Origin of the sequence: Shewanella sp. 38A_GOM-205m, assembly GCF_000518445.1 — a bacterium.
GTDB lineage: Bacteria > Pseudomonadota > Gammaproteobacteria > Enterobacterales > Shewanellaceae > Shewanella > Shewanella algae.
Map to the genome: position 1 here is coordinate 1 of NZ_JADP01000026.1, position 12,900 is coordinate 12,900.

Sequence of the window (12,900 nt, forward strand, 5' to 3'; positions counted from 1 at the left end):
TTTAAAATTTGTTCCGTACAATTTTATGTCTGGTGACAATAGCATTGTGGTCCCACCTGATCCCATCCCGAACTCAGAAGTGAAACGCAATCGCGCCGATGGTAGTGTGGGGTCTCCCCATGTGAGAGTAGGTCATCGCCAGACGCCCAATTTTAGTAGTGCGCCAAGGCGTGATACTAAAGGAGCGGTAGTTCAGTTGGTTAGAATACCGGCCTGTCACGCCGGGGGTCGCGGGTTCGAGTCCCGTCCGCTCCGCCAGTCAAGTTAACGAATTCAAGCCTTATTGCCCAGGCGATAAGCAAGAGTTTGGAGCGGTAGTTCAGTTGGTTAGAATACCGGCCTGTCACGCCGGGGGTCGCGGGTTCGAGTCCCGTCCGCTCCGCCAACTTAAAGAGAAAGCCTCATCGAAAGATGAGGCTTTTTTTCGTTTGATTCTTTTCTGCAAATTTACTGGGAATCATCCCTGCGACCTGTAGAACCCAGGTCCTTGAGGTTGACTATAGAGAATGCATAAGCGCTATTGTTATATTCGCTTTGGCTGTAGGATTCGCTTGAGTCTGTGACTTGAGTACTTACCCGAAAATTTTTTGTCGTTATAATAGTCATATTCTATTACAGGTGATGATTGTGGATTGTCGTATCGGTTGCGGGGCCTGTTGTATTGCACCCTCCATCAGTAGTGCCATACCCGGGATGCCGGGAGGTAAACCCGCAGGGGTTCGCTGTGTGCAACTGGATGACAACAATCTATGTCGCCTCTTTGGTTCCTCTGAACGTCCCGATGTGTGCAGCGAGTTCTCGGCATCGGTCGATGTATGTGGTAACAGCAACGAAGAGGCGCTCTGGCTGATAGGCTCTTTAGAGGTGGAAACCTCTTCCTGAAGGTGAAAGATGCAGTTAACGCGTTATACAGATTTTGGAATAAGAACTCTTATGTACCTGGCGATTCAACCGGAGCGTGAGACTCTGTTTCGAATCGCAGAGATCACTGAAGTTTTTGATCTTTCACCTAATCATGTCTCCAAGATAGTACATCACCTGGGTAAGCTGGGTTATCTGCAAACTATACGTGGAAAGAGTGGTGGTTTTCGTTTGGGGATGGCTCCGGAGAAGATCAATGTCGGCGAACTGGTGCGGGCACTGGAAAACTCACTGGCGCCTATTGATTGCAGCAAGCCTTATTGTCGATTGACTCCTGCTTGTCAGCTGAAAGGGGTTCTGGCTCAAGCTGTGAATGCCTATCTGGCTGTGCTCGACCGTTATACGCTGGCAGACATTGTCAGTAACCAACAGGAGTTGCGAGCCTTGCTGCCGGATCTGGATATCCCTGTACTGCAACTCTAGTCAGAGTTTTTCACCGCTTGTATTCTGCTTCTGGGCCCATGAGATTGGCAGTAAGTTGGAAGCCGGCACCAGAGTGACCCCTATCTTTGCCAGCTCTGGCAGTCTCTTCTTGAGGAACTGCATACTCTCTGGGTAAGGGTGAGCTATCATCAAGGCTTCACCTTCGCTTTGGGCCTTGGCTATTGCCAAGTCCAATTGTCTTTCGAAAGCCTGCTCGGTTAGCTGATTATCCAGAAACACCTGACGTCTCAGCAGCGGAACGCCGAGGGCATCGGCCTTATCTCCCGCCTTGGTGTAGCGTGTGGTAACGCTGTCGATAAAGAAGTGCTCTTCCTGATGCAATACTTCCATTAACCAGCTCATAGGTTGCTCAAGTTGAGTCAATAAACTCCCCATATGGTTGTTACTTCCCCTGGCAAAGGGCACGCTCTGCAAAGCTCTCTTGAGGGTTGCTTTAAACTCGGTTTCTGACATCTGGTTGTTGAGCCCACCAGGCCCCATGGCCTTGCCGTTAAGCGCCTGCATGGGGAGGTGCACCATGATTTCGTGCCCTTTGCTGTGAGCCTGGCGAGCCAGTTGTTGCCCGAGAGGGGTATGTGGCAATACAGACAAGGTCACAGCTGAAGGCAAGGACAGGGCGGCCTCATCTGTATGGCGGTAACCTATATCATCGATAACGATTGCCAGTCTGGCTCCCCATGCGGGAGAGCAACTTACGACCAGCAGTAGTAAGTAGAAACAATAGCGCACGTTTTATATTAATTTTATTTATTTGATTGTATCCATGCCACCGCCGAGTTAATGGCTCTATCGCTGGCGGTATCTGCATGGGGAGATATGAGGTCGATTATAGGCACAGTTTTGTTATCGGAAACAGTATTGGGTGCGATTTTTATATCGGGTTCCACCCCTTTGGCGTTGATATCCAGGCCCTTGGGCGTGGTATAGCGGGCTATGGTCAGCTTGATGGCATTACCATCGACAAGTGTTGGGATCAGGCTTTGTACTGTACCTTTACCGAAGCTGGTTTCACCTATCACCTTGGCACGGTTGTTCTCCTGCAGCGCCGCAGCCAGCACTTCGGATGCTGAAGCTGAACCGCGATTGATCAGCACTAATATGGGCACGCCGGTCAGCATGGTTTGCGGAGATGCATAGTAATCTGAGTTGGCATCGAAGAAGCGCCCTTCGGTGGCGACTATACGGCCCTTATCCAGAAACAGATCGGCAATTCGAATCGCTTGATCCAGCAAGCCTCCGGGATTGTTGCGCAAATCCAGAATCAAACCATTTAGTGGCTGCTGTTGCCACTCGCTCAACAGATGGACTATGTCGCGGGTCGAATCTTCCTGAAAACTTGCCAGGCGAATATAGCCAATGTCGTTGGTCAGCATTTTCCCAAGCACAGAGTGGACGCTGATAGTGGCCGGTTTGAGGCTGACTTCAAAGCTGACATCCGAGTGAGCATGATGCAGCTGCAGCGATAACTCACGGTTGCTGCTGCTGAAGTGCTTTATTTGGCTAAGCACTTCTTCCAGAGACTGCTTGGCAATACTCTCTCCATTGACGGCAGTAACAATATCGCCGGCCATGATCCCGGCTTGTTCGGCCGGAGAGCCAGGGAAGGGCGCGATAATTCTGAGTTTTTCCCCTTCGGTGGACACTTCAAAGCCGTAGCCGAAGTATTCCCCTCGGTTGCTGTCCCTGAGGCTGTTCATCTGCTCGGGTTTCAGAAAACTGGAATAAGGGTCGAGACGTTGAAATATGCCTTCAATGGCGGCGTCGACAAGTTCCCTGCGGCTGATGTCCCTGACGTAGTAGGTTTCCACTGTATCCATCACATCCAGCAGCAATGAAAGCTCATGGGTGTGACTGGGTTTGGGAAAGTTTTCGTGGCTAGCCAGGCTGAGAGAGATTCCCATGACTATACCAAGACCGATATACAGCAGGTTGCGAATAGAGTTGCCCATGTTGCCCCTTTGAAGTGCAGGGGGCTGATGATTAACGCCGACAGTAATTTGCCGGATCGACAGCTTGCCCCTTATGCCTTATCTCAAAGTATAGGCCAGGCTCGGTTTGTCCTCCGGAACGTCCTACCAGTGCCACAGCTTCGCCGGCCTTGACCGTATCTCCTGCATCTTTCAGCAATGCCTGGGCATGGCCATAAAGGCTCATAAAGCCTTTGCCATGGTCGACAACCAACACCATACCAAAACCGCGCAGCCAGTCGGCATAGATCACCTTGCCGGCGGCTATGGCACTGATAGACTGGCCCTCCGGAGCCGATAACATGACACCTTTCCAGCGCACATTGCCGGAGCGCTGACTGCCAAAGCTGTTTTTGATCCTGCCCTTGGTGGGCCAATTGAGTGAGCCGCGAGACTTGGCCAATCCATCCATGCTTGGGCTATCACGCATGGCAGCCAGGGCTTGCTCGACAACCCGTTTCAGCGAGGCTTCTTCTATCTGCAGTTGCTCCAGTTCTGAGGCCTTACTGCTGATGGTGCGTTGCAGTTCTTTCAATGTCTGTTGTCGCTGATCCTGTTCTTGATTGAGGCGCTTGGATTGAGCCTTTTGATCCAGTACCAGCTTGTTGAGTCGATTGCGTTCTTGCTGCTCGCTCTGCTGTACCGCCGACAATTCCTGGCGGGTTTGTTTCAGTTGTTCTATGGCCTGCATTCTGGCCTTGTTGAGAAAGTCATAGTAGGCCAGCATCCGTTCTATGGTGGCCGGGTCTTGCTGGTTGAGCAGCATCTTACTGTAATCATGATTCCCGGCGAGATAAGCACTGGTTAGCTGTTTGGCCAGGGTTTGCTGTTGGCTTTCTTTGAGCTTGTCCAGCTGTGCGGCTCTTTGCTTCAGCTCGGAGAGACGCTTTTCGGCATCGCTGAGAGCATTTTCAGTTTGGTTGACCTTACGGGCGGCATCTGCGATAGCCTGCTCGTCTTTTTTCAGCAGTTGCAGCAGTTTTTCCCGCTGTTTGCCTGTGTCTCTCAGAGCATTTTGCTGGGCGGTGATCTGGGATTGCAGTGCCTTTAACTCGGACTGACGCCGCTCCAGATCGGATGCCTGCAGCTGAGAGGAAAACACGAGAAAGCCAGCAAGTATGCTGGCTTTGGCTAAAATACGCTTCTGCACCGGGTCAGTGTTACTCTTTTGTATGGATTAACGGACGCCCTGTCATTTCGTCAGGAATGCTCTGTCCCATCAGTGTCAGCATGGTTGGTGCGATATCACTCAGGCGGCCACCTTCATCGATTGTGGCCTTGCGACCGACATAGATAAAGGGCACCAGCTCACTGGTGTGGGCGGTATGAGCCTGGCCTGTGGTTTCGTCCACCATCTGCTCGGCGTTGCCGTGGTCGGCAGTGATAATGCACTCACCATCTACCTTGGCCAGTGCGTCCACTACTCGGCCTATGCAGGCATCTACAGCTTCGCAAGCCTTGACCGCAGCATCAAACTTGCCGGTATGACCTACCATGTCACCGTTGGGGTAGTTACAGATAATGACATCATATTTAGTTGATTCAATAGCTTCAATCAACTTATCTGTCAGCTCTGTCGAACTCATCTCAGGTTGCAAGTCATAGGTAGCTACTTTGGGTGAATTGATCAGAATACGGTCTTCACCCTCGAATGGTTGTTCTTTACCGCCATTGAAGAAGAAGGTTACGTGGGCGTATTTCTCGGTTTCTGAAATACGCAGCTGGGTCAGGCCGCGATTCTGCAGTACTTCGCCCAGAGTGTTGACCAGGTCTTCCGATGGGAAGGCTACCGGGGCTTTGATATCGGCGGCATACTCGGTGAGCATGACAAAGTTAACCTTGGGTGTCACTGCGCGTTCAAAACCATCGAAATCCGGATTGACGAAGGCGCGGGTGATCTGTCTGGCGCGGTCGGCACGGAAGTTCATGAAAATCAGCGCATCGCCATCGTGCAGTGTTGTGGCCTTACCTTGATCCAGAATCGCAGTTGCGGCAACAAACTCATCGTTTTCATCGCGGTCATAGGCAGCTTCCAGCGCGGCTACGGCAGAGTCGGCACTGTATTTCCCCTGACCTTGAGTGATCAGATCGTAGGCTTGGGAGACTCGGTCCCAACGGTTGTCCCTGTCCATGGCATAGTAGCGGCCAACGATGGAGGCTATGCGACCTCGGCCCAATTCGGCAAACAGCTTGTCGAAGCGTTCCAGGCTGGCTTTGGCGCTGCGTGGTGGGGTGTCACGCCCATCGAGGAAGGCGTGCAGGTAAACCTGCTTGGCACCCCGCTTGACGGCCATACGGCACATGGCTTCAAGATGATCTTCATGGCTGTGAACACCGCCGGGTGACAGCAGTCCCATGATGTGTACTGCGCCGTCTGCCTCGATGGCGGCGTCGACCGCCTCGATCAGTGCTTGGGTTTGCTCAAATTCGCCATCTTCAATGGCCTTGCTGATGCGGGTCAGTTCCTGATAAACGATACGGCCGGAACCAATATTGATATGGCCCACTTCAGAGTTGCCCATCTGCCCGTCAGGCAAACCTACATCTTTACCTGAGCCGGAAATCAAACTGTGGGCGTATTCGGCGTTGAGTCTGTCGAGAACTGGAGTATTGGCATGATGGACGGCATTCATATGCGTGCCCTCACGATAACCCCAGCCGTCCAGAATAAGCAGTGCCAAAGGACGTTTGCTTGTCTTCATGTTGATACCTGTAAAGTTGAAAGAATCGGTCAAATCTGAAATTGGTTAAATATTACTACGTCTGTCCTGAGGGCAAAAGCCATTTACCCCGATTGTGATAATAGGGCGGACCGCGCTTTAACGCCGACTCAAGGGGCAAAACTGCAGCGAAACAGCTGCAATCTGCCTGGCCTCTGGGTATACTCTGCGCTTGTCCTAAATGGCCCAATAGATAACAGGCAGTTAAAAATGCAGGAATATGTAGAGTTTCTTAAAGCCCACCCTATGCTGAGCCTGGCCTGGGTAGGTTTGTTTATAGCCGTGGTGGTAACCCTGTTCAAATCTGGCTTCTCCAAGGTTAAAACCGTTGATCATCAGCAGGCGATTTTCCTGATGAATAAAGAAGATGCCAAGGTGATAGATGTGCGTGCTAATGCCGACTTCCGTAAGGCGCATATTATCAATGCCCAGAATGTACCTATGGCCGACATCAAAAATAATCAAATCGCTAACCTTGAAAAGTACAAAACCACACCCATTATACTGGTATGCAACGCTGGCATGACCTCATCTCAAGCGGCTCAGATTTTGGTTAAGCAAGGCTTTGAAAAAGTCTTTAACCTCAAAGGTGGTATGGGTGATTGGCAGGCAGCAAATATGCCTGTGTCCAAAAGCAAAAGATAATGAGTGTCGGCGGTTGTCATTGCATCCTGCGTCCTTCTATTAGTAGAGTGGGCCATGCTGAAGTGGCAACCGGCATCCTGAGTTCTGTTCTGGCGCTGAACAGATGAATAGCAGGGATGATGACTGGGAGTCGCAACCGACCCGAGTAACATACGCCCCAAACACCGGCTCATTGCAAGCCGAGACTAAATGGATAGGTAGGAATTATGGCTGAAGTAGCAAACAACGAACAACAAGCCCCACAGTTCAACATTCAACGTGTGTATATCAAGGACGTTTCTTTCGAAACCCCTAACAGCCCAGCGGTATTCCAGAAAGAGTGGAATCCTGAAGTTAAGCTGGATCTGGATACCCGCAGCGCCAAGTTGGCCGATGATGTATTTGAAGTGGTACTGTCACTGACTGTGACTGCCAAAAACGGTGAAGAAACTGCGTTCCTGTGTGAAGTACAACAAGCCGGTATCTTCTCTATCTCAGGTCTGAGTGATCCTCAACTGGCTCATTCTCTGGGTGCTTACTGCCCTAACATCCTGTTCCCTTATGCCCGTGAAACTGTGGCAAGCCTAGTATCCCGTGGTACTTTCCCACAGCTGAACCTGGCTCCTGTGAACTTCGACGCCCTGTTCGCTCAGTATGTGCAGCAGCGTCAAGCCGCCGCCGAGCAAGCTCCGGCCGAAGAAGCGAACGCGTAATCAGCCGATGAAAGACACTGCCGAAATAACGGTATTGGGGGCGGGCTCTTATGGCACCGCCCTTGCCATTTCTTTGGCCAGCAATGGACACAGCACCCTGTTGTGGGGGCATGAGCCTGAGCATGTGGCCAAACTCGCTGCCGAGCGCAGCAACCAAGCCTTTCTTCCCGGGATAGCCTTTCCCGACTCCTTGGTGATGGAAGCCGATCTGGCCAAAGCATTGGCGGCGTCGCGGAATATTCTGGTGGTGGTACCAAGTCACGTTTTTGCTGATGTGCTGGCTCAGGCCAAGCCTCTGCTGCGTGATGATGCCCGCATCATTTGGGCCACCAAGGGGCTGGAGCCGGAAAGTGGTCGCCTGTTGCAGGATGTTGCCCGCGATGTGTTGGGGGAGAAGTATCCGCTGGCGGTATTGTCCGGACCGACTTTTGCCAAAGAGCTGGCGGCAGGTTTACCAACCGCCATCTCAGTGGCTGGTACCGATGCCCAGTTTACCCAGGATCTGGTGGAGCTGTTGCACAGCCCCAAACGTCTGAGAGTCTATGCCAATGACGACTTTATCGGCCTGCAACTCGGTGGCGCGGTCAAGAATGTCATCGCTATAGGCGCCGGCATGTCCGATGGTATTGGCTTTGGTGCCAATGCCCGTACAGCCCTGATCACCCGAGGTCTGGTGGAGTTGAGCCGTCTGGGAGAAGCCCTGGGCGCCCATGCTTCTACCTTTATGGGAATGGCGGGTCTTGGGGACCTGGTGCTGACCTGTACCGATAACCAATCGCGCAATCGTCGCTTTGGTTTGGCATTGGGTAAGGGTTGTGATGTCGATACTGCCCAGGCTGAAATCGGTCAGGTGGTTGAAGGTTACCGCAACACCAAAGAGGTCTACACCCTGGCCAAGCGCTTGGGGGTAGAGATGCCGATCACCGAGCAGATCTATCAGGTGTTGTATCAGGGCAAATCGCCTATTGATGCGGCCAAAGAACTGCTGGCCAGAGAGAAGAAGTCGGAAACCTCGGCAGACTGACCCATCTCCAATCCCGGAAAAGGATGCTAGAATAGCGTCCTTTTTTATTGCCCCTTGTTGGGCCCGAGAGTGAGCGTTATGTCAGTTAAACAGCATCAGGTGATCATTATCGGCGCTGGCGCCGCAGGGTTAATGTGTGCCCTCACTGCCGGATATCGGGGCCGGGATGTCCTCTTGCTGGATAACGCCAAACAACTGGGGCGCAAAATTCTGATCAGTGGCGGCGGTCGCTGCAACTTCACCAATCAGAACATTGAACCGGGCGCCTATCTCTGCAGTAACCCACACTTCGTCAAATCGGCGCTGGCTCGTTTCAGCCAGTGGGACTTTATCGCCATGGTCGAGCGGCACGGCATCGATTATCACGAGAAGACTCTCGGACAGCTGTTTTGTGATGACTCGGCTAAAGACATTGTTGATATGCTGACCACAGAGTGCGATTGGGCCGGAGTCAAAATTCAGCTGCGTACCGAAATTCTGTCTGTGGCAGCCACAGATGACGGTTACAGCCTACAAACCAGTGAAGGGGAATACCGTTGTGAATCACTGGTGATAGCCACTGGTGGCTTGTCCATGCCCAAGCTCGGGGCTACGCCGTTTGGATTCCGCATCGCCGAGCAGTTTGCCATCAAGGTGCTGCCGACCACTGCCGGGCTGGTTCCCTTTACCTTGCAACCTGAAGACAAGGCCAGGTTTGAAGGCCTGTCCGGTATCAGCTTGCCGGTTATCGCCAAAGCCGAGTGCGGCAGGCAGTTTAGAGAAGCCATGTTATTCACCCACAGAGGTTTGTCCGGGCCGGCTGTGCTGCAGATCTCCTCCTACTGGCAGCCAGGCCAGAGTGTGCTTTTTGATTTACTACCGGACCTGGATTTTGTCGATTGGTGCAAAACAATTACTGCTGAATCACCAAAATTGTCGCTTAAAAATGGACTATCTCGGCTGCTACCTAAGCGCTTGGTTGAGAGGCTGCTGGAGCTGGGCGAATTACCCAACAAGAACCTTAACCAACTGTCCAAGGCAGATGTGGCAGCACTGGACAGTTATTTCCACTGCTGGCAGATCCAACCCGGCGGCACCGAGGGTTATCGTACCGCCGAGGTGACTCTGGGCGGAGTGGACACCAATGAGTTATCCTCCAAGACCATGGAGGCCAAGCGTCATCCCGGACTCTATTTTATCGGTGAAGTGGTGGATGTCAGTGGCTGGCTCGGCGGCTATAATTTCCAGTGGGCCTGGAGTTCCGGCTACGCCGCTGGTGAAGTGGTGTAACTGAGCTCAATCCAATAAAAAACGGCTGCATTGGCAGCCGTTTTTGCTCTTGCAATCATCTACTGGCTTATTCAGCCTTAGGCTTGCTCAAGTGACGACGGTAGATAAGCAGATAGAGCGCCGGCAGTACAAAGAGCGACAGCACGGGGGCGGTAACCATGCCACCGACCATGGGCGCGGCAATCTTCTGCATCACATCGTTGCCCGAACCTGCGCCCCACATAATCGGGAGCAGACCGAAGAAGATGGTCGCCACTGTCATCGCCTTGGGGCGGATCCGCATCACCGCACCTTCAATCAGGGCGTCCTTGAGGTCTTCCACTCTGTGGTATTCGCCTCTGTCCTGCTTGTGCTTGATGGCATTGTTGAGATACACCAGCATGACCACACCAAACTCGGCCGCGACCCCGGCGAGGGCTATCATGCCCACCGCGACAGCGACCGACATGTTGTAGTCCAGCAGATACAGCAACCAGGTACTGCCCACCAAGGCAAACGGCAGCGACAGCATAATGATGCTGGCCTGCATGGATGAGCCGAAGGTCATCATCAGCAGAATGAAGATCACCGCCAGTGCCATGGGGATCACTTGCTGCAGTTTGGCATCGACCCGCTGCATATACTCATACTGGCCGGCAAAGCTGTAGCTGTACCTGGCCGGCAGCTTGAGCTCCTGCTCCAATACCGGCTTGACGGCTTCGATATACTCACCGATGGACGTGCCGCCGATATCGACAAATACCCAGGAGATCAAACGACCATTCTCACTCTTGAGCATAGGCGCGCCATCCGTGATTTCGATGTCGGCCAGATTGCGCAGCGGCAGATAGTGGCCACTCTTGGTGATCACCGGCAGCTCTCTGAGCTTTTCGATATTGTCACGCAAGTCTCTTGGATAGCGCAGGTTGATGGGATAGCGCTCGGCACCTTGAACCGACTCACCGATATTCATGCCGCCTATGGCGTAACGTACTACGTCCTGAATATCGCTCAGGGTCATGCCATATCTGGAGGTCACCTCGAGTTTCGGCGTGATGTCTATGTAGCGGCCGCCACCCACCCGCTCGGCATAGGCCGACTTGGTATGAGGCTGCGCCGATAGAATCGCTTCTATCTGGGCCCCTATCTCCTGCAGTTGATTGACATCGGCGCCGGTGATCTTAATCCCCACCGGTGTCTTGATACCGGTAGACAGCATGTCGATACGGGTCTTGATCGGCTGCACCCAGGCGTTGGTGAGACCGGGCACTTTGACCGTATTTTGCAACTGGGCAATGATGCCGTCGAGATCCATGCCTTCGCGCCACTGCTCTTTGGGTTTGAGCATTATGGTGGTTTCCAGCATGGTCAATGGCGCGGGATCCGTGGCGGTTTCGGCGCGGCCAACCTTGCCAAACACCCGTGCCACTTCCGGAACGGTTTTGATCAGCCGGTCGGTTTGCTGCAGCACTTCGGCGGCCTTACTGGCACTGATGCCAGGCAAGGCTGTTGGCATGTACAGGAGATCCCCTTCCTCGAGCTCGGGCATAAACTCGCTGCCCATATGACTCACCGGATACCAGGCACTGGCCAGCGCCACCAGAGCCGCCAGCAGGGTCAACTTGGGGAAGCGCAGCACGGCATTGAGCATAGGTTTGTAGATGGCTATCAATACCCGGCTCAGTGGGTTGCTGCTTTCCGAGGGGATCTTGCCGCGGATAAAGAAGCCCATCAGGATAGGCACCAAGGTGATCGACAACACAGCCGCGGCGGCCATGGCAAAGGTTTTGGTATAAGCCAGAGGGCTGAACAGCCTGCCTTCCTGGGCTTCGAGGGCAAATACAGGCACAAAGCTCAGGGTAATGATCAGCAAGGAGAAGAAGAGTGCCGGGCCCACCTCAATGGAGGCCTCGGCGACAATTTTCCAATGCTCTTTGGCGTCGGGTTGGCGCTGGTGGTCCTGTTTGAAATGCTCGAGGTGCTTGTGCATATTCTCGATCATCACAATGGCGCCATCTACCACGGCCCCGATGGCGATGGCGATACCGCCAAGACTCATGATATTGGCGTTAACCCCCATCTTGTTCATCACAATAAAGGCGATCAGTATCGACAGTGGCAGGGTAATGACGGCCACCAGGGTCGAGCGAGCGTGCAGCAGAAACAGCAAGCAAACAATGCTCACAACTACCATCTCTTCCAGCACCTTGTGCAGCAGGTTGTCGACTGAGTTTTCAATCAGTTGCGATCTGTCGTAGGTGGGAACTATCTCCACGCCTTCGGGGAGACCCGCCTTGAGTTCTTCCAGCTTGGTTTTCACCGCCTCGATAGTCGCCAGGGCATTTTCCCCGTAGCGCATGACTATGATGCCACCGACGACTTCACCCTCACCATCGAGCTCGGCTATGCCACGGCGAGATGCAGGGCCCTTGCGTACGGTGGCAACGTCTTTCAGCAGCAGTGGTGTGCCTGAGGGGCTGGTGATCCCAAGTGGGATTTCACGAAAGTCCGCCAGTGTTTGACGATAGCCCTTGGCGCGTACCATATACTCGGCTTCGGCCATCTCCACCACAGAGCCGCCGGCCTCGTTGTTGGCCTTGGTAATAGCCTGCTTGACCGAGGCGATATCCAGCTTGTAAATCGCCAGCTTGTCCGGCTCCAGCACTATCTGATAGGTCTGTTCCATGCCTCCGACTGTGGCGACTTCCGATACCCCGGCAACACTCTGCAATTCCAGCTTCAAATACCAGTCCTGCAAACTCTTGAGTTGCGAAAGGTCCAGATTACCGCTGCGGTCTACCAGGGCGTATTCATAGATCCAGCCGACCCCGGAGGCATCGGGCCCCAGTGAGGGTTGCACCCCTTCGGGTAGACGGCTGCTTATCTGGCTCAGGTATTCCAATACCCGGGAGCGGGCCCAATAGATGTCTGTACCATCTTCAAAGATCACATAGACATAGGAGTCACCGAACATGGAATAGCCGCGCACCGTCTTGGCCCCGGGCACGGCCAGCATGGCGGTGGACAGGGGATAGGTCACCTGTTCCTCTACCAGCTTGGGTGCCTGTCCCGGATAGGCGGTTTTGATGATGACCTGCACATCGGACAGATCCGGCAGGGCGTCGAGCGGCGTGGTACGCAGCGCCTGAATCCCCCAAACCGTCACCATCAGGGTGACAATCAGCACCATCACCCTCTGTTTGATAGAGGCTTCAATGATTTTTTTCAGCATGTTGCCT

General features: G+C 53.3%; 11 protein-coding genes, 2 tRNA genes and 1 rRNA gene. 9 read left to right on the forward strand and 5 right to left on the reverse strand.

The annotated features are described in order from the left end of the window. The first annotated feature begins 28 nt into the window (after window positions 1-28). From rrf to N512_RS0114690, 5 genes are all read left to right on the forward strand, one after another. Window positions 29-144, forward strand: a 5S ribosomal RNA gene (gene rrf, locus N512_RS0114670). A 37-nt stretch (window positions 145-181) separates the two neighbouring features. Continuing rightward, a tRNA-Asp gene (locus N512_RS0114675) sits at window positions 182-258 on the forward strand. Between the two features lie 50 nt (window positions 259-308). Then, window positions 309-385 (forward strand) — tRNA-Asp (locus N512_RS0114680). A gap of 242 nt (window positions 386-627) precedes the next feature. Beyond that, the gene (locus tag N512_RS0114685; protein ID WP_025010846.1) at window positions 628-882 is read left to right on the forward strand and encodes a YkgJ family cysteine cluster protein; all 255 of its coding nucleotides are present in this window, start codon (window positions 628-630) and stop codon (window positions 880-882) included. A 9-nt stretch (window positions 883-891) separates the two neighbouring features. Then, window positions 892-1,344: an Rrf2 family transcriptional regulator gene (locus N512_RS0114690; RefSeq protein ID WP_025010845.1), complete on the forward strand. Its 453-nt coding sequence runs from the start codon at window positions 892-894 to the stop codon at window positions 1,342-1,344. Here the strand turns inward: N512_RS0114690 and N512_RS0114695 are convergent, their stop codons facing one another. The 4 genes from N512_RS0114695 to gpmM are packed head-to-tail and all read right to left on the reverse strand — an operon-like array spanning window position 1,345 to window position 6,034. Then, the gene (locus N512_RS0114695; RefSeq protein ID WP_025888163.1) at window positions 1,345-2,094 is read right to left on the reverse strand and encodes a divergent polysaccharide deacetylase family protein; all 750 of its coding nucleotides are present in this window, start codon (window positions 2,092-2,094) and stop codon (window positions 1,345-1,347) included. It lies immediately after the preceding gene. Between the two features lie 14 nt (window positions 2,095-2,108). After that, window positions 2,109-3,314, reverse strand: coding sequence for a S41 family peptidase (locus tag N512_RS0114700; protein WP_028780821.1), 1,206 nt, complete (start codon window positions 3,312-3,314; stop codon window positions 2,109-2,111). A gap of 31 nt (window positions 3,315-3,345) precedes the next feature. Next, a complete protein-coding gene (locus N512_RS0114705) occupies window positions 3,346-4,482 on the reverse strand; it encodes a murein hydrolase activator EnvC family protein (RefSeq protein ID WP_028780822.1) in 1,137 nt (378 codons plus the stop codon). Between the two features lie 10 nt (window positions 4,483-4,492). Continuing rightward, complete coding sequence (gene gpmM / locus N512_RS0114710; protein WP_028780823.1) at window positions 4,493-6,034, reverse strand: 2,3-bisphosphoglycerate-independent phosphoglycerate mutase; 1,542 nt, start codon at window positions 6,032-6,034, stop codon at window positions 4,493-4,495. Window positions 6,035-6,262: 228 nt separating this feature from the next. Between gpmM and N512_RS0114715 the strand changes: the two genes are divergently transcribed. The 4 genes from N512_RS0114715 to N512_RS0114730 all read left to right on the forward strand — a co-directional run bounded on the left by N512_RS0114715 (window position 6,263) and on the right by N512_RS0114730 (window position 9,682). Further along, the gene (locus N512_RS0114715; RefSeq protein ID WP_025888165.1) at window positions 6,263-6,697 is read left to right on the forward strand and encodes a rhodanese-like domain-containing protein; all 435 of its coding nucleotides are present in this window, start codon (window positions 6,263-6,265) and stop codon (window positions 6,695-6,697) included. Window positions 6,698-6,903: 206 nt separating this feature from the next. After that, window positions 6,904-7,389 carry a protein-export chaperone SecB gene (gene secB, locus N512_RS0114720; protein ID WP_025010842.1) on the forward strand — a complete coding sequence of 162 codons (486 nt, stop codon included), beginning with the start codon at window positions 6,904-6,906 and terminating at the stop codon, window positions 7,387-7,389. Window positions 7,390-7,396: 7 nt separating this feature from the next. After that, window positions 7,397-8,413 carry an NAD(P)H-dependent glycerol-3-phosphate dehydrogenase gene (gene gpsA, locus N512_RS0114725; protein WP_025888167.1) on the forward strand — a complete coding sequence of 339 codons (1,017 nt, stop codon included), beginning with the start codon at window positions 7,397-7,399 and terminating at the stop codon, window positions 8,411-8,413. Between the two features lie 78 nt (window positions 8,414-8,491). Then, window positions 8,492-9,682: an NAD(P)/FAD-dependent oxidoreductase gene (locus N512_RS0114730; protein ID WP_028780824.1), complete on the forward strand. Its 1,191-nt coding sequence runs from the start codon at window positions 8,492-8,494 to the stop codon at window positions 9,680-9,682. A gap of 67 nt (window positions 9,683-9,749) precedes the next feature. Here the strand turns inward: N512_RS0114730 and N512_RS0114735 are convergent, their stop codons facing one another. After that, window positions 9,750-12,893, reverse strand: a complete 3,144-nt coding sequence (locus N512_RS0114735) for an efflux RND transporter permease subunit (protein WP_028780825.1) — start codon at window positions 12,891-12,893, stop codon at window positions 9,750-9,752. Window positions 12,894-12,900 lie beyond the last annotated feature (7 nt).